The following is a 24,801-nucleotide window of genomic DNA, read 5'->3' as shown; positions in this document are numbered from 1 at the left end:
AGCAAGGGCGGATCGCGGCGATGACGTTGCCGGCGCTCATCGCCAGCGACGTGGACGGCACCCTGCTCACCGACGACGAGGCGGTCACCGAACGCACGCGTGCCGCGGTGCGCGCCGCCGTGGCCGCGGGAGCGACCTTCGTGCTCGCCACCGGCCGGCCGCCGCGCTGGGTCGCGCCCGTCGTGGACGCCCTCGGGTTCGCGCCGATGGCGGTGTGTGCCAACGGCGCGGTGATCTACGATTCGGCCGCGGACCGGATCGTGTCGGCGCGAACGCTTTCGCCCGACATGCTTGGTGAACTGTCCGAAATCGCCACCCGCACCATTCCCGGGGCCGGGCTGGCCGTCGAGCGCGTCGGCCGCAGTGCCCACGACGCCGCCACCCCGCAGTTCGTCAGCTCACCGGGCTACGAGCACGCCTGGCTGAACCCGGACAACACCGAGGTCTCGTTGCAGGACCTGCTCAGCGCGCCCGCGGTCAAGCTGCTGATCCGCAAGGCCGGCGCCCGCAGCGACGACATGGCCGCCGCGCTGGCGAAACACGTTGGCGCGGAGGGGGAGATCACGTACTCGACCAACAACGGTTTGGTGGAGGTAGTGCCGGTGGGCATCAGCAAGGCAAGCGGCGTCGACGAGGTCGCCCGGCCGCTGGGCATCGCCGCCGACGACGTCGTGGCGTTCGGTGATATGCCCAACGATGTGCCGATGCTGGTGTGGGCGGGTCACGGCGTGGCGATGGGCAACGCGCATCCCGACGCGCTGGCCGCGGCCAACGAGGTGACCGCCCCGAACACCGACGACGGCGTCGCGCGGGTGCTGGAACGCTGGTGGCTGGCTAGTTCAGAGGCTTGATCGGCGCGGAGAACCGCTCGATCTGCGGCGGTGGTCCGCTGGCCGGGGTCGGCGGCAGCTGCGCCGCGACACCGTCGAGCACGCGGGTGACCTGGCCGCTTTCGCGGTCGAAGTTCAGCGTGCCGTGCTGGAAGTTCTGCCCGATCCACTGCGGCTCCTGGATCTCGCCGCTGGTCGGCATCCCGAGCGGCCCGCGCTCGAAGCCGAGGTTGGCCCACGCGTCGTAAATGGCGCCGGCGATCGGCTGGGCGCCGGTGCCCGGCGACCAGTAGACGGCTCCCTTGGCGAACCTGACGTAGCGCGCCGATCCCTCACCGGCGGCCTCCGGCGACGTCGGCGCACCGAGGAAGCTGCTCATGCCGCCAAGGGATTGCCACCGCTGGTAGATGGCGCCGCCCCGCAGCGAGTCGGCCAGGTCCTCGGCGTTGGGCGGCTGGTTGAACCGGGCGGCGATGTCGCGGATCCGGTCCATCAGCGCGTAGGCGGCGTCGCCCGGGCAGGCGGTGTTGCCGACGTCGCGGTGGGCGAAGATGGTCGGCAGCGTCGGTGTCGCGCCACCCGGAAAGAACGTGAACGGGCCGCCGTCCGACTTCAGCACCACGGTGGCCCTCGGGTCCACGTGGTCCAGCGCGAGGCGCCAACCCAGCAGCCTGCCGACCGCGCGCAACTCCACCGGGGTCGGCGGGACCGCGGTGTAATCGCCAATCATCGCGACGCCCCAGGTGTCGGTGTTGAAGCCGCCGGCATGCGTTCCCTCGACCGCCTTGGTGATACCGCCGGCCCGGCCCTCGAAGACCTGGCCGTACTTGTCGACCAGCGCGTTGTAGCCGATGTCGCACCAGCCCAGCGTGCGGGTGTGGTACGCGTAGATGGACCGGATGATCTCGGCCGAATCCGCCGGCGAATAGTCGTTGCTGCCCGCGGTGTGGTGCACCACACCGGCCCGAATTGCATTGTCGTACTTGGGCGTTCCGCACCGCATCGACTCGTCGGCGCCCCATTGGGCGCGGCTGATGATGTTGGGTGGTTGCCCCGCGGGGACGAGCGCCGTCGGCGGTGACCACTGGGCGTCGGCCGGTGTCTGCGGCGGGCTGATGAGTACCGCGGTCAGGTTCTGCCCGAGCGGCTGTTCGACGTTGGCCGGGATGTAGCCAAGAGCAGGCTGGCGATTCGGCGGCGGGGCCGGCGGTCGGGTGACCGCGATCTGCACCGACGTCGTCCGGCCGACGTATATCGGCGCGGTGCCGCGGGGGCTATGCGCGATGACCGCCGGTTCGGCGGCGTCGGTCTCGTCGGTCTCCGCGTCGTACCACGGTCCCCACGAGCCGTCGGACCGCCTGGCCCGGAACCGAACCTTCGTGCCGGTCAGATCCTCACTGGTCAACGCCACCACCGAGAACGGGGTGGACTGGGTGACCTCCCTAATCGTCTCGGTGCCCGCCGGGGCGGTCAGTGGCTGCTGGGCCAGCTGTGTCGCCGCCGACGCGGGCGGCTGGTCATGCCCGCGTCGGTCGCCCGGCAGGCCGTACACCGCGCACGGCAGCAGCATCACGGTCGCCGCGATTGCGGTGAACAAAAGCGGCGGTGCGGAACGGCGGCACGGCACGGCCCGATGTTACTTATGAGGCTGCTGTTACTCCTGTTTCGACACGGCCGTGTCGCGCAGTGATAACAATTGGCCGAATTGTCGGCCGACGGGCTACCCGCCAGTCGGCGGCGGCGCGGGTGCCGGCGCGGCGGCCGGCGCGGCGGCCCCGGCTGCGCCCTGCTGGATGGCCGATGTGACCATCGGCATCAGCACGCCCTTCAGCAGGTCGATCGCCTGGCCTGCGCCCAACTGGCTGGCCGTGCTGGTCAGGTCGCTCAGCAGGCCACCACTGCCACCGCCGGTGCCGGCGGGTGTCGCCAGCGACGAGGCGCCCAGCGACGGATCGCCGCCCACGAGCGGATATGTGGTCCCGAGGCCAGCGTCGCCGCCGATCGGCGCTGAGATCGGCACCTCACTGGGCAGACCCGGTGTCAGGCCGGGTGCAAGACCCGGCGTCCCGCCGGGTGCAATGCCAGGTGTCAAGCCGGCCGGGCTGGTGAGCGCCGGATTAGGCGCACCGGGCGCGGCCGCCGGCGTGGTCACGCCCGGTGCCGCTGCGCCGGGGCTGGTCAGTGCCGGGTTGGTCAGCGCCGGATCGGTGAGCGACGGAGCGGTGGCCGTCCCGGGTGACACGGTCGCCGGCTGCGCTGTAAGGCCCGGGGTTGTTCCGGCGGGAGAGGTCAACCCGGGTGCGGTAGCGCCGGGCATGGTCATCCCCGGGGTCGTCGCGCTTGGCGCCGTCAGCCCGGGGGTCGTGGCGCTCGGTGCGGTCAGCCCGGGGGTGGTGGCGCTCGGTGCGGTCAGCCCCGGGGTCGTGGCGCCTGGTGCGGTCAGGGTCGGCGAGGTCAGCCCGGGGCCGACGGACGGCGGTTGAGCTCCCGCCGGGCTCAGCCCGGTTGGCAGCGGCGGCAGGTTGATGCCGAACTGCGAAAGTCCCTGCTGCAGGGCCGACATCAACTCGTTGGGCAGGTCCGTCACGACCGCGGCCTGCACGAACTCATGCTGTTGTGGCGCCGGCTTTGTGCGCGCCGCCAATTCGGACACGGTGATCACCGCGAATGGACTTGCCACGGCCAGGGCGGCGACTGTGCTCATGGCCGTCGAGAGCCTGCGTCGACGTCGGTTCGGCACGGAAGTCTCCTCAATCTGGACTAGTGTTATCTGTTCTTGTGCTGGTCGAACTGCGCGTTAGTACATGCGGAGGAACGCTCGTGCGCCCCGACCCGCCAATGCCAACGTGTTTGATGGTACTGATGTGACAGATGTGTCTAGAGTGACGAGATCGAATTGTGAGCTAATCGCGACCTTGAGCCGCTAGCGCACCGGCGACACCAGCAAGGTCGGATACCCTAGCTGCCGATGACAGCTCGCTTCGATCTCTTCGTCGTAGGCTCCGGATTTTTCGGTCTGACTATCGCTGAACGCGTGGCCACGCAGCTGGACAAGCGTGTCCTGGTCGTCGAGCGGCGCCCGCACATCGGTGGCAACGCGTACTCCGAGCCCGAGCCGCAGACCGGCATCGAGGTACACAAGTACGGCGCTCACCTGTTCCACACCTCCAACAAGAAGGTGTGGGACTACGTCCGCCAGTTCACCGAGTTCACCGGCTACCAGCACCGGGTTTTCGCGTTGCACAACGGACAGGCCTACCAGTTCCCGATGGGCCTTGGCCTGGTGTCACAGTTCTTCGGCCGCTACTTCACCCCGGACGAGGCCCGCAGGCTCATCGCCGACCAGGCCGCAGAAATCGACCCCGCCGACGCGCAGAACCTAGAGGAAAAGGCGATCTCGTTGATCGGTCGTCCGCTGTACGAGGCCTTCTTCAAGAATTACACCGCCAAGCAGTGGCAGACCGACCCCAAGGAGCTGCCGGCGGCCAACATCACCCGGCTGCCGGTGCGTTACAACTTCAACAATCGCTACTTCAACGACACATACGAGGGGCTGCCGGTCGGCGGGTACACCGCGTGGCTGAAGAACATGGCCGCCGACGACCGCATCGAGGTGCGGCTGAACACCGATTGGTTCGATGTGCGCGACGAACTGCGGGAGGCCAGCCCGGGCGCCCCGGTCGTCTACACCGGACCGCTGGACCGTTACTTCAACTATGCCGAGGGCCGGTTAGGCTGGCGCACCCTGGATTTCGAGGTGGAAGTGGTGGCGACCGGCGACTTCCAGGGCACCCCCGTGATGAACTACAGCGACCTCGACGTGCCTTACACCCGCATCCACGAGTTCCGCCACTTCCACCCGGAGCGCGACTACCCGGACGACAAGACGGTGATCATGCGGGAGTACTCGCGCTTCGCCGGTAACGACGACGAGCCGTACTATCCGATCAACGCCGAGGGCGACCGCGCGCTGCTTGCCGCATACCGCGCCAAGGCCAAGGGCGAAACCGCCTCGGCCGGCGTGCTTTTCGGCGGCCGCTTGGGCACCTACCAGTACCTCGACATGCACATGGCGATCGCCAGCGCGCTCAACATGTACGACAACGTGCTGGCGCCGCACCTGCGCGACGGCATTGCGCTTGACGAAGGCGGCCGCGCATGACTGCCAAGGCCGTCAGCCCGCTGGCCCGCGTCATCTTGCCGCCGCCGGGGGAACCGCTCGACGTGCGCAAGCTGTACGTCGAAGAGTCGACCACGAACTCGCGGCGCGCGCACGCCACCACCCGCACCGCGCTGCAGATCGGCCCGGAATCGGAGGTGTCGTTCGCGACCTACTTCAACGCATTTCCGGCCAGCTACTGGCGACGCTGGAGCACGCTGAAGTCGGTGGTGCTGCGCGCGGAACTGTCCGGCACGGGTCGCGTCGACGTATACCGGAGCAAGGCCACCGCCGCCCGCATCTCGGTGCAGGGCAGTCGATTCGCCGGCAACGAGCCGCCTGCGCCTGCGGTGTTGGAGTTCGAGATCGGCCTCGAGCCGTTCGAGGACGGCGGCTGGATCTGGTTCGACATCACCACCGACAGCGCGGTCGTGTTGCACAGCGCGGGATGGTACGCCCCGGTGCCCGCACCGGGCCTGGCCAACATTGCGGTCGGCATTCCGACGTTCAACAGGCCGGGCGACTGCGTCAACGCGTTGCGCACACTGACGTCGGATCCCTTGGTGGACGAGGTGATCGGAGCGGTCATCGTCCCCGACCAGGGCACCCGTAAGCTGCGCGACCACCCGCAGTTCGCCGAAGTCGCCGCGTCACTGGGCGATCGACTGTCGGTCCACGACCAGCCCAACCTCGGCGGCTCCGGTGGTTACAGCCGGGTGATGTACGAGGCGCTGAAAAACACCGACTGCCAGCAGATCCTGTTCATGGACGACGACATCCGCATCGAACCGGACTCGGTGCTGCGGGCGCTGGCGATGAACCGGTTCGCCAAGACGCCGACACTGGTCGGCGGCCAGATGCTCAACCTGCAGGACCCGTCGCATCTGCATGTGATGGGTGAGGTGGTGAACCGGGCGAACTTCATGTGGACGTCGGCCCCGCACGCCAGGTATGACCACGATTTTGCGCGGAAACCGCTGAGCGACAAAGAGAACAAACACAGCAAGCTGCTGCACCGCCGGATCGACGTCGACTACAACGGGTGGTGGATGTGCATGATCCCGCGGCAGGTGGCCGAGGAGCTCGGCCAGCCTCTGCCGCTGTTCATCAAGTGGGACGACGCGGACTACGGCCTGCGTGCGGCCGAGCACGGGTATCCGACGGTGACCATGCCCGGCACCGCGATATGGCACATGGCGTGGAGCGACAAGGACGACGCGATCGACTGGCAGGCCTACTTTCACCTGCGCAACCGGTTGGTGGTCGCCGCGATGCACTGGGACGGCGACGTCAAGGGTCTGCGCCGCAGCATGCTCAAGGCGACGCTGAAACACCTGCTGTGCCTTGAGTATTCGACCGTGGCCATTCAGAACAGGGCCATCGACGACTTCCTCGCCGGCCCCGAGCACATCTTCTCGATCCTCGGGTCGGCGCTGCCGGAGGTGCACCGGATCAGGCGGGATTATCCCGATGCCGTGGTGCTCCCGGCGGCCACCGAGCTGCCGCCGCCGTCGGGGATCGTCGGCGCGGTCGCCGAGCCCAAAACGGCTCCCGCTAAGGCGGTCCGGCTGGTCCGGGGCGTGCTGCACAACATGACCAAGGCCGATACCGCGCACCACCGGCGTCCGCAACTCAACGTGCCGACGCAGGATTCGCGATGGTTCCTGCTGTGCAACGTCGACGGTGTGACGGTCACGACGGCCGATGGCCGCGGTGTCGTCTATCGCCAACGGGACCGGGCCAAGATGTTGTCGTTGCTGACCCAGTCGCTGCGCCGGCAACGCATGCTGGCCAAGCGGTTCGACGAGATGCGCCGCACTTACCGCGAGGCGCTGCCGGTGTTGTCCAGCACGCAGAGGTGGGAATCGGTGCTGCTTTCGAGCGCGGGAAACGGCTGAGCATGCCGGAGATGGCTGCGCCTCGTGGCGAGGTGGCCGCGCTGGTTGTCGTGCAATCCACGCTTGCCGACCGGCCCGGGGTGCTCGCGGCCGCCCTGGCCCTGTCGCGTTTTGGGGAACACAGCATCGGTTGGCTGCTGGTGGCCGGGGTCGGTGCCGTGGTGCAGCCGCGGCGCCTGCGTGCCTGGCTGCTCGCCGGCGTCGGTGCAGTCGTCGCCCACGCCGTGGCGGTGCTGATCAAGAGAGTGGTCCGGCGGCCACGGCCGGAGCATCCGGCGGTCGCCGTCAATGTCGGCACACCGAGCGCGCTGAGCTTCCCGTCCGCGCACGCCACCTCCACCACCGCGGCGACGATGCTGCTGGCGCCGCTGACCGGGCTGCCACTGCCCGCCCTCGTGGTGCCGCCGATGGGATTGTCGCGGTTGGTGCTCGGCGTGCACTACCCGAGCGACGTGCTGACCGGTGTCGTGGTCGGCGCCGGGGTCGCTCGACTGGTCAAGGCCATCGGAGGAACACGATGAGTGAGGAGGCCGCCCCGGTCACCGGGCCGCCGGAGAACCTGGTCGTCGGGATCGTCAAGGCCGTGCGGCCCCGCCAATGGGTGAAGAACCTGCTGGTGCTGGCGGCGCCGCTGGCGTCACTGGGCGGCCCGGTCCGATACGACTACGCCGACGTGCTGATCAGGGTGGTCGCGGCTTTCGCGGTGTTCTGCCTGGCCGCCTCCGCGGTCTACCTGGTCAACGACGCCCGCGACGTCGAGGCCGACCGCCAACACCCCACCAAACGGTTCCGGCCAATCGCCGCCGGCGTGGTGCCGGAATGGCTGGCGTACGCCATGGCGGGCGGGCTCGGGGTGGCGTCGGTCGCGTTCTCCTGGCTGGTGAATCCGGGCCTGGCGCTGGTCATGGTGATCTATCTGGGCATCCAGGTGGCCTACTGCTTCGGACTGAAACACCAAGCGGTGATTGACATCTGCATCGTGTCGTCGGGCTTTTTGATCCGGGCGATCGCCGGTGGTGTGGCCGCACATATCCCGCTGTCGCGGTGGTTCCTGCTGGTCATGGCGTTCGGCTCGCTGTTCATGGCGGCGGGTAAGCGGTACGCCGAGCTGCAGCTGGCCGAGCGGACCGGGGCCAAGATCCGCAAGTCGTTGGAGAGCTACACCGGCTCGTATCTTCGGTTCATGTGGACGCTGTCGGCGACCGCGCTGGTGGTGTGCTATGGGCTGTGGGCCTTTGAGCGGGACGGCATTACCGCGTCGTGGTTTGCGGTTTCGATGATCCCGTTCACGATCGGGGTGCTGCGGTACGCCGTCGACGTCGACGCCGGCCTGGCCGGTGAACCGGAAGAGATCGCGCTGCGAGACCGGGTGTTGCAGCTGCTCGCCCTGGCCTGGATCGGGACCGTCGGTGCGGCCGTCTTCCTCGGCTGAGGCCTACCCCCGGCCCGCCGAATGGACGGTGCGGGTGAGCCTCTGGGTGAGCGTGGTGGTGGTCGCGGCCCTCTACACCTGGGGCGCGTGGCAGCGACGGTGGATCGGCGACGACGGCCTGATCGTGCTGCGCACGGTGCGAAACCTGTTGGCCGGCAACGGACCCGTGTTCAACGTCGGCGAGCGGGTGGAGGCCAACACCTCGGCGCTGTGGACATACCTGCTCTATGTCGGCGGCTGGGTCGCCGGCGCGGCGCGGCTGGAGTATGTCGCGCTCGTGCTGGCCCTGCTGTTCAGCGTGCTCGGTGTGGTGTTCATGATGCTGGGCACCGCGCGACTGTTCGCGCCGAACCTGACCGGCCGGCGAGCGTTGCTGCTGCCGGCCGGAGCGCTGGTGTACATCGCGGTGCCCCCGGTCCGCGACTTCGCCACGTCAGGGCTGGAAAACGGCTTGGTGACAACGTATTTGGGCATGCTGTGGTGGATGATGGTGTGCTGGTCGCAGGCGCTGCGAGTCAGGCCGGCCGTGCCGATCCCCCAGCAGCGTCCGGCACTGGCCCGGCGCGGCAGCCCACCGGCCGGGCGCGCCGTCGACGTCGAGCCGGCCAACGTCGTCGGGCCGTGGTTCACCGGCGCGCTGGCCTTCGTGGCGGGGCTTTCCGTGCTGGTCCGGCCGGAGCTGGCCCTGGTCGGCGGGCTGGCACTGGTGATGATGCTCATCGCGGCGCACGGCTGGCGGCGACGGCTGCTGATCGTGGTGGCCGCCGGCCTGCTGCCGGTCGGCTACCAGATCTTCCGGATGGGCTACTACGGGCTGCTGGTGCCGTCGCCGGCGCTGGCCAAGGACGCGACCGGGTCGAAATGGCCGCAGGGCCTGATCTACCTGCAGAACTTCGACCGGCCATATGCGCTGTGGCTGGCGGCCATCCTGCTCGCGGCGCTGGCCGTGGTGGTGCTGGCCACCCGCAGCAGGCCGTGGTGGATTCCGCGCACCGTGCCGCCACCGGGGTACGGGTGGCTGGCCCGCGCGGTGCAAAACCCCGCCGCGGTGGTGGTGTTCATGGTCTTCAGTGGGCTCGTGCAGGCGGCGTACTGGATACGGCAGGGCGGCGATTTCATGCACGGCCGGGTTTTGCTGACGCCACTGTTCTGTCTGCTGACTCCGATCGCGGTGATTCCGGTGATGCTGCCCGACGGGACGAAGTACTCCCGCGAAACCGGCCGGGTGGTGGCCGGGGTGACCACGATGCTGTGGCTTGCCGTCGCGGGTTGGTCGCTGTGGGCGGCGAACTCGCCCGGGATGGGTGCCGACGCGACGCGGGTGACCTATTCCGGGATCGTCGACGAACGCCGGTTCTACGCGCAGGCCACCGGGAACGCCCACCCACTGACCGCCGAGGACTATCTGGACTACCCCCGCATGCGGGCCGCGCTCGAGGCCATCAAGAACACCCCGGTTGGCGCGTTACTCCTGCCGTCCGGCAACTACACTCAGTGGGACGTCGTCCCGGCGATTCCGCCGCCGCCGGCGGCCCCCGGCGCGCCACCGGATCCGAAGGCGATGCAAAACGGGCCGCACACAGTGTTTTTCACCAACCTCGGCATGGTCGGCATGAACACCAGCCTCGACGTGCGGGTGCTCGACCAGATCGGCCTGGCAAACCCGCTGGCGGCGCACACGGCGCGCATGGAAGACGGCCGCATCGGGCACGACAAAAACCTGTTCCCGGACTGGGTTGTCGCCGACGGGCCGTGGCTGAAGCAGTATCCGTTCCTGCCGACGTACCTCGACGAGCAGTGGGTGGCCGACGCCGAGGCGGCACTGCGCTGCCCCAAAACCGACGCGATGCTGAACTCGATCCGCGGCCCGATGGGACTGCGCCGGTTCGCCTCGAACGTGCTGCATGCGGCCGAATTCACGCGATATCGGATCGACCGCGTGCCGGAGTACGAACTGCGCCGATGCGGCCTCGGTGAGCCGAATATCGGCCGCACCCCCTACACTGGCCTACCGGCGACGGGGCCCTAGCCATCAACGAAGTGTTAGCTGGCCGGGCGCCGGTGTTGGTAACGCCGCCACCATGTGGGGGCGATAACCAGTCAAGCGCGTCCAGCGCTTGCCGCTGCAGTGCCACGGAAGAGAACACCCGGACCCGAACCGGACACTGAACGGATGGTTACAGCAACAGATGGTTAAGACAGACAGCGTCAGCGCTGTGTGGACATGGGTTCGTCGCCTCGCGATTGCGATGGCGGCGTTTTTGATGCTACCGGCGTTGTCGGTGATGGCCGGCGGATCGCCGACCGCGCAGGCGTTTTCCCGCGAGGGTCTGCCAGTCGAGTACCTGGATGTGCCATCGGCGTCGATGGGCCGCAACATCCGCATTCAGTTCCAGGGCGGCGGCCCGCACGCGCTGTACCTCCTCGACGGTTTACGCGCCCAGGACGACTTCAACGGCTGGGACATCAACACCCCGGCGTTCGAGTGGTTCTACCAGAGCGGCATCTCGGTCGTGATGCCGGTCGGTGGGCAGTCCAGCTTCTACACCAACTGGTACAAGCCGGCGAAGGGCAAGGCGGGGACGGCCACCTACAACTGGGAAACGTTCCTGACTCAGGAACTGCCGTCCTGGCTGGCGGCCAACAAGCAGGTCTCGACGACCGGCAACGGCGTGGTGGGGCTGTCCATGTCGGGCAACTCCGCGCTGATCCTGTCCGCGTATCACCCGCAGCAGTTCGTCTACGCCGGCTCGTTGTCGGGCTTCCTCAACCCGTCGGCGTTGTTCATGACGCAGGCCATCCGCTTCGCGATGATGGATGCGGGCGGCTACAACCCCGATGACATGTGGGGCGCACCGTGGGACCCGGCGTGGAAACGCAACGACCCGGTCAAGCAGGCCGCGACCATCGCGAACAACGGCACCCGGCTGTGGATTTACTGCGCGCCCGGTGGCAAGACGGAACTGGACGCGAACGCCGATGCGAGCCAGGACTTCAACGCCAACAGCCTCGAGTCGATGGCGATCAAGAGCAATAAGGACTTCCAGCAGGCATACGTCGCGGCCGGAGGCCACAACGCCACCTTCAACTTCCCGTCGTCGGGCAACCATTCGTGGCCGTACTGGGGATCTCAGTTGACCGCGTTGAAGCCGGACCTGCTCGCGACAATCAGCAAGTAGCGAGGGGGACCGACGAGATCACACAAGTATGTCGATCGCATCACGATGTGGTTGACTACCAGGGCACGGCGTCGGCGAGCGCGTACCCGCAGACCAGACGGCAGCGTCGCGAACGCATTGTCGTGCGGCATACCGAAACAGATGGGATGAGCTGTATGAAGTTCGTTGAGAAGATGCGAGGCCGCTGGTCGCGTCGGCTTGTGGTGGCGGCCGCGGTGGCTGCCCTGCTACCCGGCCTCGTGGGCATCGCCGGCGGCTCGGCGACTGCGGGGGCGTTCTCACGGCCCGGGCTGCCAGTCGAGTACTTGGACGTGCCATCGGCGTCGATGGGTCGCAACATCAAGATTCAGTTCCAAAGCGGAGGAGCCAACTCGCCCGCGGTCTACCTGCTCGACGGCCTGCGCGCGCAGGACGACTTCAACGGGTGGGACCTCAACACGGCGGCGTTCGAGTGGTTCTACCAGTCCGGCCTGTCGGTCGTGATGCCCGTCGGTGGCCAGTCCAGCTTCTACACGAACTGGTACAAGCCGGCCTGCGGTAAGACCGGTTGCCTGACCTACAACTGGGAGACCTTCCTGACCCAGGAGATACCGGCCTGGCTGCAGTCCAATAAGCAGGTCAAGCCGACCGGCAGTGCCGCTGTCGGTTTGTCGATGGCCGGCTCGGCGTCGCTGAACCTGGCGATCTACCATCCGCAGCAGTTCCCCTACGCCGGCTCGCTGTCGGGCTTCCTGAACCCGTCCGAGGGCTGGTGGCCGACTTTGATCGGCATGGCGATGGGCGACGCGGGCGGCTACAAGACCGCGGACATGTGGGGCCCGTCCAGCGACCCGGCCTGGCAGCGCAACGACCCGATGGTCAACATCAAGAAACTGGTCGACAACAACACGCGCGTCTGGGTCTACTGCGGCAGCGGCAACCCGGGTGAAATCGGCGGCACGGTCGCGGGCGACAACGTGCCCGCCAAGTTCCTGGAGGGTCTGACGCTGCGTACGAACAAGACCTTCAAGGACAACTACATTGCGGCCGGCGGCAACAACGGGGTGTTCAACTTCCCGACGACCGGAACGCACAGCTGGGAGTACTGGGGTGCTCAACTGCAGGCGATGAAGCCCGACCTGCAGCGCGTGCTCGGTGCATCTCCCAGCGCGTAAGCGCACGTCAATGGCTGACGGCGGCGACCAGCACGGGTCGCCGCCGTTAGCCATTTTCGGAGCCATGTGCTGAGGTGATGTGGTTCACTACCTTGCGGGTTTCGGAGGGCAGGAGGGCTGTTATGGCGCGCGCGCTGCTACGGGCGGTGCTGACGGTTGTGTTGGCCGCGGGACTGTGGACGGGCACGTCGGTGGGCGCCAAGGCCGCCGACGTCGAGTACCTGATGGTGCCGTCGGGTGCGATGGGGCGCGACATCCCGGTCGCGTTCCTCGGCGGTGGGCCACACGCCGTGTACCTGCTCGATGCGTTCAACGCGGGCGACACAGTGAGCAACTGGGTGACGGCGGGCAACGCGATGAACACGCTGGCCGGCAAGGGCATCTCGGTGGTCGCCCCGGCCGGCGGCGCGTACAGCCTCTACACGAACTGGGAGCAGGACGGCAGCCGGCAGTGGGAGACCTTCCTGTCCGACGAGCTGCCGAACTGGCTGTCGGCCAACAAGGGGCTGGCGCCGGACCGGCACGCGATCGTCGGCGCATCGCAGGGCGGTACCGGCGCGATGGCGATGGCCACGTTCCACCCCGAGCGGTTCGTCTATGCCGGCTCGATGTCGGGCTTCCTGACGCCGTCGAACACCTTCATGAACGGCGCCATCACCGCGGGCATGGAGCGGTACGGCGGCGTGGACACGCGCAACATGTGGGGGCTGCCGCAGCTGGGCCGGTGGAAGTGGCACGACCCCGACGTGCACGTGTCGCTGCTGTCGCAGAACAACACGAGAATCTGGCTGTTCAGCCCGGCAAACACGGTCACCACCGACGGACCGGCGATGATCGACTACGCCGACCAGGCGGCGGGCAGCAACCGGGCCTACTATCAGCACTATCGCCAGGTCGGCGGACGCAACGGCCATTTCGACTTCCCGCCGAGCGGCAACCACGACTGGTCGAGCTGGGGGCCGCAGCTGGCGGTGATGTCGGGCGACGTCGTGGCGACCATCCGCTAGGTACCTTGGAGGCGTGCAACAGCCGCCCGCGCGCCGGTCACGCCGGTCAGCGGCCACGGGCGTGGCCGTCGCCGCTGCCGCTGTGCTGTCGGGCTGCGCCGCCACCGACGGCCTGATGACCAGCCTGGAGCTGCCCGCCGCCAGCAGCCAGTCCGCCGCGCCCACCGACGCCCCGGTGCGGTCGGTGCTGCCCGCGCCCGGCCCGCCGCCCGCGCCGCCGCCAAAGCTGATCGTGACCGCGCAGCAGCGCAACTATCTCGACGCGTTGCGCGGCGAGGGCGTGCGCCCGTCGAGCGAGCTGTTGGCGCTGAGCATCGGCTCCTATGTGTGTCAGGCCCGCGCCGCCAGACAGAGCCCGCAAGCGGTGTGGGACTTCGTCCGTCCGTTGGTCAATGGCGACATCCGCAACGCCCACCCCAACTCGACGGCACCGTCCGACGGCGACGTCGACGCCGTCACGGGCAGCTATATTCGCATCGCATCAGAACGACTCTGCTAGCAGGAGAGAATGGCGAAAAACAGACGGCGCCGGCGCCACTGGATCCTGGCACTGGTCGCGGCCGGGGCGATGGCCGTGGTCGTGGCGCTGCTCGTCACGGTTTTGGTGATCATGCTGCGTGCGCCGTCCGGGCCGGTGTCGCCGGCACCGCCGGTCGCCCAGCCACCGGGCGCGGCGCCGCCGACCACCAAGAAGCCGCGGCCGGCATCCCAGGACGCCAGCTGCCCCGACGTGCAGTTGATCTCGGTTCCCGGTACCTGGGAGTCATCGGACCAGGACGACCCACTCAACCCCGTGCAGTTCCCAAAGGCATTGCTGCTGAACGTCACCCGGCCGATCGCCGAGCAGTTCGGCGCGGGCCGGGTGGAGGCGTACACGGTCCCGTACACCGCGCAGTTTCATAACCCGCTGTCCAACGACAACCAGATCTCTTACAACGACAGCCGCGCGGAGGGCACCCGCGCCATGCAGAAGGCGATGAGCGACATGAACGCCCGCTGCCCGCTGACCAGCTATGTGCTGGTCGGCTTCTCCCAGGGTGCGGTGATCGCCGGCGACATCGCCAGCGATATCGGCAACGGCAGGGGCCCGGTGGACGAGGACCTGGTGCTCGGTGTCACCCTGATCGCCGACGGGCGCCGCCAGCCGGGCGTCGGCCAGGACGTCGGCCCCAACGCGCCGGGCCAGGGGGCCGAGATCACACTGCACGAGGTGCCCGTGCTGTCGACGCTGGGTCTGACGATGACGGGTGCGCGGCCGGGCGGGTTCGGCGCGCTGAACAACCGCGTCAATGAGATATGCGGGGCGGGGGATCTGATCTGCTCGGCGCCCGAGGAAGCGTTCAACATCACCAACCTGCCGACCACGCTCAACGTGCTGGCCGGTGGCGCCGGCCAGCCGGTGCACGCGCTGTATGCGACGACACAGTTCTGGAGCCTGGACGGTCAGCCGGCCACCGCATGGGCGCTGAATTGGGCAAAGAATATGGTCGACAACGCCCCGCATCCCAAACACGGGTGACGACCTGCATAAGAGTCGCGGTTCGATTTGGTCGGGTAAGCTGCGAGCACCTAACATTAAGAAATAACTAAGACCGGCGATAGTCGGTCGCCACGATCCGATGCCCGAGCGACAACCGCTCGGGCCTCTGTACGATCTTTGAGGTTTGGGCTTTTGATTGATCGACGGGGACCGTGCGGGACCGACCGGCGCGCGCGTGCGAGGGCCGACCTACAGAGTGTGGTTCGACAGGAGAGTGTGACATGACGTTGGCCTACGTCAACCCGTTTCTCGACAAGCGGACCGGCCGGATCAGGTTTCCCGAGGGCGCCAGCATGGTGCGCCACGTCGAGCGGTGGGCCCAGACTCGCGGCGACCACTTGGTGTACCGGTTCATGGACTTCTCGACGGAGCGGGAGGGTGTTGCGCGGGATCTGACGTGGGCGCAGTTCAGCCAGCGCAACCGCGCCATCGCGGCCCGGTTGCAACAGGTCACCGAACCGGGTGACCGGGTTGCGATCCTGTGCCCGCAGAACCTCGAGTACCTGGTGTCGTTCTACGGCGCGATGTATTCGGGTCGGATCGCGGTGCCGCTGTTCGATCCCAGCGAGCCGGGCCATACCGGCCGGTTGCACGCCGTGCTCGACGACTGCGAGCCAAGCACGATCCTGACCACCACCGAGTCCGCCGAAGGCGTGCGCAAGTTTTTCCGCAACCGTGCGGCCAACGAGCGGCCGCGGGTGATCGCGGTCGACGCGGTGCCCGACGAGGTCGCATCGACCTGGGTGCAGCCCGATGCCCCCGACGAGCACACCATCGCCTACCTGCAGTACACATCCGGCTCGACGCGCACCCCGGCCGGCGTGCAGATCACCCACCTGTCGCTGGCCACCAACATCGCCCAGGTGATGACGGCGCTGAAGGCCGAGGAGGGCCAGCGCGGCGTCACGTGGCTGCCGTTCTTCCACGACATGGGCCTGATCACGATCACGCTGCCGGTGATCATCGGCCGGTACGTGACGTTCATGACGCCGGCGGCGTTCGTGCGCCGGCCGATCCGATGGATCCGCGAACTCGCCGTCAAGGACGGTGACCACGGGCAGTGCTATTCGGTGGCGCCGAACTTCGCGTTCGAGCACGCCGCCACGCGTGGTCTGCCGAAGGAGGGCGACCCGCCGCTGGACCTGTCCAACGTGCTCGCCATCCTCAACGGCGCCGAGCCGGTCTCCAAGGCGTCGATGAAGAAATTCACCGATGCATTCGCGCCGTACGGCTTGAACCCGAACGCGATCAAACCGTCCTACGGCCTGGCCGAAGCCACCCTGTTCGTGTCGACCACCGACCCGTACGCGGCGCCGCACATCATCTGTGTCGACCGCGAGGAACTGCACAACGGCAAGCTGGTCGAGGTGTCGGCCGACTCGCCGAACGCGGTGCCGCAGGCGTCGTGCGGAAAGATCGGGTTGGACCAATGGGCGGTGATCGTCGACCCCGAGACCGCCAGCGAGTTGCCCGACGGGCAGGTCGGCGAGATCTGGCTGCACGGCAACAACATGGGCTCGGGCTACTGGAACCGCCCGGAGGAAACCGAGAAGACCTTCCGCAATGTGCTGAAGTCGCGGACCAGCCCGTCGCACGCCGACGGTGCGCCCGAGGACGGTCTGTGGATGAACACCGGCGACCTCGGTGCCTATCTGCACGGCGAGTTCTACGTCACCGGCCGGGTCAAGGACCTCGTCATCATCGACGGCCGCAACCACTACCCGCAGGATCTCGAGTACACCGCCCAGGAGGCCGCGCCCCGTGCGCTGCGGGCCGGCTTCGTCGCGGCCTTCTCGGTGCCCGCCAATAGGTTGCCGCAGGTGGTGTTCGAGAACCCGCACTCGGGCCTGAAGTACGACCCCGAGAACACCTCCGAGCAACTGGTGATCGTCGGGGAGCGCGCGCCCGGTGCGCACAAGACCGACATCCAGCCGATCGCCGACGACATCCGCGCCGCTATCGCGGTACGCCACGGTGTGACGGTGCGTGACGTGCTGCTGGTGCCGGCCGGGTCGATCCCGCGGACGTCCAGCGGCAAGATCGGGCACCGCGCGTGCCGGGCGGCCTACATCGACGGCAGCCTGCGCGGCGGCTATGCCCGGGTCGATGCGTTCCCCGACGAGACGGAATGACAAGAACAGCAGGATATTTGGCACCGACAAAGACGAGCCGGCGGTCCGGCTCATAGCGAGGCCCCCAATATGGCTGAGAACCAAACCGATATGACCGTCGCCGAGATGCGCACCTGGCTGCGCAACTGGGTGGCCAACGCCACGGGCCAGTCGCCCGATGCGATCGACGAGACCGTGCCGATGGTCGAGCTGGGCCTGTCGTCGCGCGACGCGGTCGCGATGGCGTCAGACATCGAGGACCTCACCGGTGTCATACTGTCGGCCACGGTCGCGTTCCAGCATCCGACGATCGAGTCGCTGGCCACCCGCATCGTCGAGGGCGAGCCGGTCGTGGTGGACGAGGGCGACGACGAGGACTGGTCACGCGAACGCGAGGTGGCCGATATCGCCGTCGTCGGGTTGTCCACCCGCTTCCCCGGCGAAATGAACTCGCCGGGGGAAACGTGGCAGGCGCTGCTGGAGGGCCGCGACGCGATCACCGACCTGCCCGAGGGCCGGTGGACGGAGTTCCTCGGGGAGCCGCGGATCGCCGAGCGGGTCGCCAAGGCCCGCACGCGCGGCGGCTACCTGTCCGACATCAAGGGCTTCGACGCCGAGTTCTTCGCGCTGTCGAAGATGGAAGCAGACAATCTCGACCCGCAGCAGCGGATGGCGCTCGAGCTGACGTGGGAAGCGTTGGAGCACGCCAGGATTCCGGCGTCGACCCTGCGCGGCCACAGCGTCGGCGTGTTCATCGGCGCGTCCAACAACGACTACAGCTTCCTGGCGGTGGCCGACCCGGCCGTCGCGCACCCGTATGCGATCACCGGCACCGCGAGCTCGATCATCGCCAACCGGGTCTCGTACTTCTACGACTTCCGCGGGCCGTCGGTCGCGGTGGACACCGCGTGCTCGAGTTCGCTGGTCGCGGCGCACCAGGCCGTGCAGGCGCTGCGCGCCGGTGAGTGCGAGGTCGCGATCGCCGGCGGCGTCAATGCGTTGGTCACGCCGATGGTCACGATCGGGTTCGACGAGGTCGGCGGCGTGCTTGCGGCCGACGGCCGGATCAAGTCGTTCTCGTCCGACGCGGACGGCTACTCGCGCGCCGAGGGCGGCGGCATGCTGGTGTTCAAGCGGGTCGACGACGCCCGCCGCGACGGCGACCAGATCCTCGCGGTGATCGCGGGCAGCGCGATCAACCACGACGGCCGGTCCAACGGCCTGCTGGCGCCCAATCCCGACGCGCAGGCCGACGTGTTGCGCAAGGCCTACAAGGACGCGGGCATCGACCCGCGCACCGTCGACTACATCGAAGCGCACGGCACCGGCACGATTCTCGGTGACCCGATCGAGGCCGACGCGCTGGGCCGCGTGGTCGGCAAGGGCCGCGCATCAGACAAGCCGGCGCTGCTGGGCGCGGTGAAATCCAATGTCGGACACCTGGAGTCGGCGGCAGGCGCGGCCAGCCTGGCCAAGATGGTGCTGGCGCTGCAGCACGACAAGGTGCCACCGTCGATCAACTACGCGGGACCCAATCCGTACATCGATTTCGACGCGGTCCATCTGAGGCTGGCCGACGCCGTCACCGAGTGGCCTCGCTACAGCGGTTACGCGATCACCGGGGTGTCGGGGTTCGGCTTCGGCGGCGCGAACGCGCACCTGGTGCTGCGCGAGGTGCTGCCCCGCGACGTCATCGAGAAGGAGCCCGAGCCGGAGCCAGTCATCGAGGAGCAGCCGCACGAGCCGGAAGCGGCGTATGTCGGCGGCGTGCGCTTCGACGAGTACGGCGAGTTCATCGCCGATGAGCCTGTCGTCGCCGAAGAGGAAGCAGAATCCGCGCTGCCGGGCCTGACCGACGAGGCGGTGCGGCTGCGCGAGGCCGCGCTGGAAGAGCTCGCGGCGCAAGGCGTCCCAACGCCGGTGGTTCCGCTCGCGGTGTCGGCGTTCTTGACGTCACGCAAGAAGGCCGCGGCCGCCGAGCTGGCCGACTGGATGGACAGCCCGGAAGGCCGCGCGTCGTCGCTGGAGTCGATCGGCCGCGCGCTGTCGCGGCGCAACCACGGCCGGTCACGAGCGGTGGTGCTGGCCCACGACCACGACGAGGCGATCAAGGGCCTGCGCGCGCTCGCCGAGGGAAAGCCGAACCCGAACATGTTCGCCGCCGACGGCCCGGTCACCAGCGGCCCGGTGTGGGTGCTGGCCGGGTTCGGCGCGCAGCACCGCAAGATGGCCAAGAGCCTGTACCTGCGCAATGAGGTGTTCGCGGACTGGATCAACAAGGTCGACGCGCTGATCCAGGAGGAGCTGGGCTACTCGATCGTCGAGCTGATCCTCGACGACGCACAGGATTACGGCATCGAGACCACGCAGGTCACGATCTTCGCGATCCAGGTCGCGCTGGGCGAGCTGCTGCGCCACCACGGCGCAAAGCCGGCGGCGGTGATCGGCCAGTCGCTGGGTGAGGCCGCCGCGGCGTACTTCGCCGGTGGCCTGTCGCTGAAGGACGCCACCCGGACCATCTGCGCGCGCTCTCACCTGATGGGCGAGGGCGAGGCGATGCTGTTCGGCGAGTACATCCGGTTGATGGCGCTGGTCGAGTACTCCGCCGACGAGATCAAGACGGTGTTCTCCGACTACCCCGACCTCGAGGTGTGCGTGTACGCCGCGCCGAACCAGACCGTGATCGGCGGCCCGCCGGCCCAGGTGGACGCGATCATCGAGCGCGCCGAGAAGGAAGGCAGGTTCGCCCGCAAGTTTCAGACCAAGGGCGCCAGCCACACCTCGCAGATGGACCCGCTGCTCGGCGAGCTGTCGGCCGAGTTGCAGGGCATCGCGCCGCTGCCGCTGACCACCGGATACTTCTCCACCGTGCACGAGGGCACCTACATCAGGCCGGGCGGCGAGCCGATCCACGATGTCGAGTACTGGAAGAAGGGCCTGCGCCACAGCGTGCACTTCACGCAGGGCATCCGCAATGCCGTCGACAGCGGCCACACCACGTTCCTCGAGCTGGCGCCCAACCCGGTGGCGCTGATGCAGGTGGGTCTGACGACCGCCGCCGCGGGCCTGCCCGACGCGCAGCTGATCGCGACGCTGGCGCGCAAGCAGGACGAGGTCGACGCGATGACCGCGGCGATGGCGCAGCTTTATGTGTACGGCCACGCTCTCGACATCTGGACCCTGTTCACCCCGGCTACCGGCCCGCAGGACTACGCGGACATTCCGCGGACGCGATTCCGCCGCAAGCCGCACTGGCTCGACGCGCAGTTATCCGCTGACGGGTCGGCGATCATGCCGGGCGCCCACGTCGCGATGCCCGACGGCCGCCACGTGTGGGAGTTCCGGTCCCGCGGCGAGACCGACCTCGGCGAGTTGGTGAAAGCCGCCGCGGCCCAGGTACTTCCGGATGCACAGCTGACGGCGTCCGAACAACGCGCGGTGCCCGGCGAGGGTGCGCGGCTGGTGACGACGCTCACCCGGCACCCGGGCGGCGCGTCGGTGCAGGTGCATGCCCGCATCGACGAATCGTTCACGTTGGTCTACGACGCGGTGGTGGCCCGCGCCGGGCAGGCGGCCGTGCTGCCGACCGCGGTGGCAACGGGGGCGGTGGTCGCCGCGCCGGTGTCGACGCAGCCCGCTGCTGCACCGGAGGAACGGCAGGACGCCGAATATGACGTCGCCGCCGAGGCGGCTCCGGCGATCCTGCATGACAACCTGACGCAGGGCGTCGCGATGGGCGCGAGCTTCGCGAAGTGGTCGCCGGATTCGGGTGAGACGGTCGGTCAGCGGCTGGCCACGATCGTGTCGGCGGCGATGGGATACGAGCCCGAGGACCTGCCGTGGGAGGTGCCGCTGATCGAGCTCGGCCTGGACTCGCTGATGGCGGTGCGGATCAAGAACCGCGTCGAGTACGACTTCGACCTGCCGCCGATCCAGCTGCAGGCGGTGCGCGACGCGAACCTGTACAACGTCGAGAAGCTGATCGAGTACGCGATCGAGCACCGCGACGAGGTGCGGCAGCTGCACGACTACCAGCAGACCCAGACGGCCGAGGAGATCGCCAAGGCACAGCAGGAGCTGATCAGCGGCGCGAGCCCGGTGGTGGGGGAGCAGGTTTCGGCGCGGGAGGTTCCGCCGCAGGAGGCTCCGCCGCAGGAGGTTCCGCCGCCCCCGGCGGCGGACAACCCCGAGGGGCCGCCGCGAGAAACGGCGCAACCGAACTTGGCGGGCGCCGCCCGGGCGCTGAATCAGGAAGCGGTGGCCAAGGCGCTCAACTCGGACGTGCCGCCGCGCGACGCGGCCGAGCGGGTCACGTTCGCGACATGGGCGACCGTCACCGGCAAGTCCCCCGGCGGCATCTTCAACACGCTGCCCACACTCGACGACGGGGCCGCCGCCAAGATGGCGCAGCGGTTGACCGAGCGTGCCGACGGCCCGATCACGGTCGACGACATCCGGACGTCACCGACGATCGAGTCGCTGGCCGACAAGGTGCGGCGGTATCTCGAGGCCGGCCAGATCGACGGTTTCGTCCGCACGCTGCGGGCCAGGCCCGAGGGCGCCGACAAGGTACCGGTGTTCGTGTTCCACCCCGCCGGCGGTTCAACGGTGGTCTACGAGCCGCTGCTGAAGCGACTGCCCGAGGACACGCCGATGTACGGCTTCGAGCGCGTCGACGGCACCATCGAGGAGCGCGCCGAGCGGTATGTGCCGAAGCTGCGGGAGCTGCAGGGCAACGGACCGTTCATCCTTGCCGGCTGGTCGCTTGGTGGGGCGCTGGCCTACGCGTGCGCCGTCGGGCTCAAACGGCTCGGCTGCGAGGTTCCGTTCGTCGGGCTGATCGACGCGGTCCGTCCGGGGGAGGAAGTGCCGCAGACCAAGGAGGAGACCCGCAAGCGCTGGGAGCGCTACGCGCGGTTCGCCGAGAAGACGTTCAACGTCACGATCCCGGAGATCCCGTACGAGCAGCTCGAGGAGCTCGACGACGAGGGCCAGGTCAGGTTCGTGCTCGAGGCGGTCAAGCAGAGCGGCGTGGAGATCCCGGGCGGGATCGTCGAGCACCAGCGCACGTCCTATTTGGACAACCGCGCGCTCGACACCGTGCGGATCCAGCCGTACGACGGTCACGTCACGCTGTACATGGCCGACCGCTACCACGACGACGCGATCATGTTCGAGCCGCGGTATGCCGTCCGTAAGCCCGACGGCGGCTGGGGCGAATACGTTTCCGATCTGGAGATCGTGCCCATCGGAGGCGAGCACATCCAGGCCATCGACGAGCCGATCGTCGCCAAGGTCGGCGCGCACATGAGCCAGGCGGTGCACAAGATCGAGGCCGAAACGAAGGTGGGGAAGTAGCGGTGACCGCTGAGAATCTCGCGCGCCCCGCTGGGGCCCACCCCGTGACCACCGCGGAAAAGCTGGCCGAACTGCGCGCGAAGCTGGACCTGGCCAAGGAGCCCGGCGGTGAGCAGGCCGCGGCCAAACGCGAAAAGAAGGGCATCCCCAGCGCCCGGGCCCGTATCCACGCGCTGCTGGACCCGGGCAGCTTCCTGGAGATCGGCGCGCTGTGCCGCACGCCGGGTGACCCGAACGCGCTCTACGGCGACGGCGTCGTCACCGGGCACGGCACCATCAACGGCCGGCCGGTCGGCGTGTTCTCGCATGACCAAACGGTTTTCGGCGGCTCGGTGGGCGAGATGTTCGGCCGCAAGGTGGCCAAGCTGATGGAGTGGGTCGCGATGGTCGGCTGCCCGATCATCGGCATCAACGACTCCGGTGGGGCCCGGATTCAGGACGCCGTCACGTCGCTGGCGTGGTACGCCGAGCTGGGCCGCCGCCACGAGTTGCTGCGCGGTTTGGTGCCGGAAATCTCGATCATCCTGGGCAAATGTGCTGGAGGAGCGGTGTATTCGCCGATCCAGACCGACCTGGTGGTGGCGGTGCGCGACCAGGGCTACATGTTCGTCACCGGGCCTGACGTGATCAAGGACGTCACCGGTGAAGACGTCACGCTCGACGAACTCGGGGGCGCCGACGCGCAGGCCCGGTACGGCAACATTCATCAAGTCGTCGAGGACGAGCGGGCGGCGTTCCAGTACGTCCGTGACTACCTGAGCTTCCTGCCCGCCAACACGTTCGACGATCCGCCGATCGTCAACCCGGGACTGGAGCCGGAGATCACCCCGCACGACCTCGAGCTGGACTCGATCGTGCCGGACAGCGACAACACCGCCTACGACATGCACGAGATCCTGCTGCGGATCTTCGACGACGGTGATGTCTTCGACGTCGGTGCGCAGCGGGGCCAGGCGATCATCACCGCCTTCGCCCGGGTCGACGGCCACCCCGTCGGGGTCATCGCCAACCAGCCGATGCACCTGTCCGGATCGATCGACAACGAGGCGTCGGACAAGGCCGCCGGATTCATCCGGTTCTGTGACTCCTATAACTTGCCGGTGGTTTTCGTGGTCGACACCCCCGGGTTCCTGCCGGGCGTGGAGCAGGAGAAGAACGGAATCATCAAACGCGGCGGCCGGTTCCTCAACGCGGTCGTGGAGGCCGACGTGCCGAAGGTGACCATCACCATCCGCAAGTCCTACGGCGGCGCGTACGCCGTGATGGGATCCAAGCAGTTGAGTGCCGATTTGAATTTCGCGTGGCCGACCGCGCGCATCGCGGTTATCGGCGCCGAGGGCGCAGCGCAGCTGCTGATGAGGCGCTTCCCCGACCCGAATGCCCCAGAGGCTCAGGCGGTCAAGAAGCAGTTCATCGACGGCTACAACCTGAACATGGCGATCCCGTGGATCGCCGCCGAGCGGGGGTTCATCGACGCGGTCATCCAACCGCACGAGACCCGGCTGCTGCTGCGCAAGTCGTTGCATCTGTTGCGCGACAAGCAAAAGCACGGACGGGTGCAACGCAAGCACGGCCTGCTGCCGATCTAGACATGTACGGGCTGCGCGCGTAGGCGCTAGGTTGTCGTGCTCGGCGTGGGCCAGTAGCCGATGATGCCGCGGAACTCGAGGTCGGTCTGAGGGAAGTCATTGCCGACTGCGAGCAGGGGTTCGTGGCTGAGCCGCGCGGCCGCGTAGGTTATGCAGTCGCCGAAGTTGAGTGCGGCGGGGTGGCGGCCCTTGCCGTACTGGAGATAGGCGCGTTGTGCAGCGGTGGCGTGTTCGTCGGTGAAATGTGCTACGGCTAAGCCGATTTCGCTGCGTAGTCGTTCGAAGATGGTGCGTGCGACGGGGCCGTGTCGGGCGGTCAAAACAATGAGGCATTCGGCGACGGCGGGCGCTGACATGACCGGACCACGGGCACCGGCCAGGGCGGCGGCGACTTGGGCGGAGTGGGGCTGCTCGCCCTGGATCAGCGCCACGATGGCGCTGCTGTCGATGATCATTGCGGTGCTCGGACTCCGGTGTTGGGGTCGTATCCGAGGATCTCCTCGCGTTCGCGCTTGGTGATGGGGGTGCGGTCGGTGATCAGCGG

General features: G+C 68.1%; 17 protein-coding genes and 1 pseudogene. 14 read left to right on the top strand and 4 right to left on the bottom strand.

The features are described from left to right. The first annotated feature begins 20 nt into the window (after window positions 1–20). Complete coding sequence (locus VE759_RS13455; protein ID WP_324933055.1) at window positions 21–851, top strand: HAD family hydrolase; 831 nt, start codon at window positions 21–23, stop codon at window positions 849–851. On the opposite strand, the gene VE759_RS13450 is transcribed toward VE759_RS13455, so the two are convergent. Further along, the gene (locus VE759_RS13450; protein ID WP_324933043.1) at window positions 835–2,457 is read right to left on the bottom strand and encodes an N-acetylmuramoyl-L-alanine amidase; all 1,623 of its coding nucleotides are present in this window, start codon (window positions 2,455–2,457) and stop codon (window positions 835–837) included. The two genes, VE759_RS13455 and VE759_RS13450, sit on opposite strands and share 17 nt — an antisense overlap. A 93-nt stretch (window positions 2,458–2,550) precedes the next feature. Beyond that, on the bottom strand, window positions 2,551–3,570 hold the full coding sequence (locus VE759_RS13445) for a hypothetical protein (RefSeq protein ID WP_324933041.1): 1,020 nt from the start codon (window positions 3,568–3,570) through the stop codon (window positions 2,551–2,553). Between the two features lie 228 nt (window positions 3,571–3,798). On the opposite strand from VE759_RS13445, the gene glf reads away from it, so the two are divergent. The 13 genes from glf to VE759_RS13380 all read left to right on the top strand — a co-directional run bounded on the left by glf (window position 3,799) and on the right by VE759_RS13380 (window position 24,257). After that, window positions 3,799–4,992: a UDP-galactopyranose mutase gene (glf, locus tag VE759_RS13440; RefSeq protein WP_324933038.1), complete on the top strand. Its 1,194-nt coding sequence runs from the start codon at window positions 3,799–3,801 to the stop codon at window positions 4,990–4,992. Continuing rightward, window positions 4,989–6,887: a glycosyltransferase gene (locus tag VE759_RS13435; RefSeq protein WP_324933035.1), complete on the top strand. Its 1,899-nt coding sequence runs from the start codon at window positions 4,989–4,991 to the stop codon at window positions 6,885–6,887. The genes glf and VE759_RS13435 overlap by 4 nt, the downstream gene beginning before the upstream one ends. A 2-nt stretch (window positions 6,888–6,889) precedes the next feature. After that, on the top strand, window positions 6,890–7,408 hold the full coding sequence (locus VE759_RS13430; protein ID WP_324933032.1) for a phosphatase PAP2 family protein: 519 nt from the start codon (window positions 6,890–6,892) through the stop codon (window positions 7,406–7,408). Beyond that, window positions 7,405–8,319 (top strand): decaprenyl-phosphate phosphoribosyltransferase, encoded by a 915-nt coding sequence (locus VE759_RS13425; RefSeq protein WP_324933029.1) that lies wholly within the window; start codon window positions 7,405–7,407, stop codon window positions 8,317–8,319. The genes VE759_RS13430 and VE759_RS13425 overlap by 4 nt, the downstream gene beginning before the upstream one ends. Beyond that, a complete protein-coding gene (gene zomB / locus VE759_RS13420) occupies window positions 8,297–10,348 on the top strand; it encodes a flagellar motor control protein ZomB (protein ID WP_414687908.1) in 2,052 nt (683 codons plus the stop codon). The genes VE759_RS13425 and zomB overlap by 23 nt, the downstream gene beginning before the upstream one ends. A 160-nt stretch (window positions 10,349–10,508) precedes the next feature. Beyond that, entirely contained in the window at window positions 10,509–11,498 is a 990-nt protein-coding gene (locus tag VE759_RS13415) for an alpha/beta hydrolase family protein (RefSeq protein ID WP_324933024.1), read from the top strand. 155 nt (window positions 11,499–11,653) lie between these two features. Then, window positions 11,654–12,652 carry an alpha/beta hydrolase family protein gene (locus VE759_RS13410; RefSeq protein WP_324933049.1) on the top strand — a complete coding sequence of 333 codons (999 nt, stop codon included), beginning with the start codon at window positions 11,654–11,656 and terminating at the stop codon, window positions 12,650–12,652. 122 nt (window positions 12,653–12,774) lie between these two features. Further along, entirely contained in the window at window positions 12,775–13,659 is an 885-nt protein-coding gene (locus tag VE759_RS13405; protein WP_324933021.1) for an alpha/beta hydrolase family protein, read from the top strand. A gap of 13 nt (window positions 13,660–13,672) precedes the next feature. Continuing rightward, window positions 13,673–14,158 carry a DUF732 domain-containing protein gene (locus VE759_RS13400; RefSeq protein ID WP_324933019.1) on the top strand — a complete coding sequence of 162 codons (486 nt, stop codon included), beginning with the start codon at window positions 13,673–13,675 and terminating at the stop codon, window positions 14,156–14,158. 9 nt (window positions 14,159–14,167) lie between these two features. After that, entirely contained in the window at window positions 14,168–15,178 is a 1,011-nt protein-coding gene (locus tag VE759_RS13395; protein ID WP_324933016.1) for a cutinase family protein, read from the top strand. Window positions 15,179–15,426: 248 nt separating this feature from the next. Then, entirely contained in the window at window positions 15,427–17,331 is a 1,905-nt protein-coding gene (fadD32, locus tag VE759_RS13390; protein WP_324933046.1) for a long-chain-fatty-acid--AMP ligase FadD32, read from the top strand. Between the two features lie 69 nt (window positions 17,332–17,400). Then, window positions 17,401–22,668 carry a polyketide synthase Pks13 gene (gene pks13, locus VE759_RS13385; RefSeq protein ID WP_324933013.1) on the top strand — a complete coding sequence of 1,756 codons (5,268 nt, stop codon included), beginning with the start codon at window positions 17,401–17,403 and terminating at the stop codon, window positions 22,666–22,668. A gap of 44 nt (window positions 22,669–22,712) precedes the next feature. Further along, window positions 22,713–24,257, top strand: coding sequence for an acyl-CoA carboxylase subunit beta (locus tag VE759_RS13380; protein WP_414687909.1), 1,545 nt, complete (start codon window positions 22,713–22,715; stop codon window positions 24,255–24,257). A 26-nt stretch (window positions 24,258–24,283) separates the two neighbouring features. On the opposite strand, the gene VE759_RS13375 is transcribed toward VE759_RS13380, so the two are convergent. After that, complete coding sequence (locus VE759_RS13375) at window positions 24,284–24,712, bottom strand: type II toxin-antitoxin system VapC family toxin (RefSeq protein WP_324933007.1); 429 nt, start codon at window positions 24,710–24,712, stop codon at window positions 24,284–24,286. Beyond that, window positions 24,709–24,801, bottom strand: a pseudogene (locus VE759_RS13370) (hypothetical protein); the annotation flags it as partial. The gene VE759_RS13375 and the pseudogene VE759_RS13370, both read right to left, overlap by 4 nt.

The sequence above is a fragment of the Mycobacterium sp. genome, from assembly GCF_035640695.1.
GTDB lineage: Bacteria > Actinomycetota > Actinomycetes > Mycobacteriales > Mycobacteriaceae > Mycobacterium.
This window is presented reverse-complemented; position numbering and strand designations above follow the sequence as displayed.

Bases quoted from the DNA above. Each gene is read 5' to 3' on its own strand.
- VE759_RS13405 (WP_324933021.1), top strand. From the start codon at position 12,775: ATGGCGCGCGCGCTGCTACGGGCGGTGCTGACGGTTGTGTTGGCCGCG.
- VE759_RS13455 (WP_324933055.1), top strand. From the start codon at position 21: ATGACGTTGCCGGCGCTCATCGCCAGCGACGTGGACGGCACCCTGCTC.
- VE759_RS13430 (WP_324933032.1), top strand. From the start codon at position 6,890: ATGCCGGAGATGGCTGCGCCTCGTGGCGAGGTGGCCGCGCTGGTTGTC.
- glf (WP_324933038.1), top strand. From the start codon at position 3,799: ATGACAGCTCGCTTCGATCTCTTCGTCGTAGGCTCCGGATTTTTCGGT.
- VE759_RS13410 (WP_324933049.1), top strand. From the start codon at position 11,654: ATGAAGTTCGTTGAGAAGATGCGAGGCCGCTGGTCGCGTCGGCTTGTG.
- VE759_RS13435 (WP_324933035.1), top strand. From the start codon at position 4,989: ATGACTGCCAAGGCCGTCAGCCCGCTGGCCCGCGTCATCTTGCCGCCG.
- VE759_RS13395 (WP_324933016.1), top strand. From the start codon at position 14,168: ATGGCGAAAAACAGACGGCGCCGGCGCCACTGGATCCTGGCACTGGTC.
- VE759_RS13375 (WP_324933007.1), bottom strand. From the start codon at position 24,712: ATGATCATCGACAGCAGCGCCATCGTGGCGCTGATCCAGGGCGAGCAG.
- VE759_RS13425 (WP_324933029.1), top strand. From the start codon at position 7,405: ATGAGTGAGGAGGCCGCCCCGGTCACCGGGCCGCCGGAGAACCTGGTC.
- pks13 (WP_324933013.1), top strand. From the start codon at position 17,401: ATGGCTGAGAACCAAACCGATATGACCGTCGCCGAGATGCGCACCTGG.
- VE759_RS13415 (WP_324933024.1), top strand. From the start codon at position 10,509: ATGGTTAAGACAGACAGCGTCAGCGCTGTGTGGACATGGGTTCGTCGC.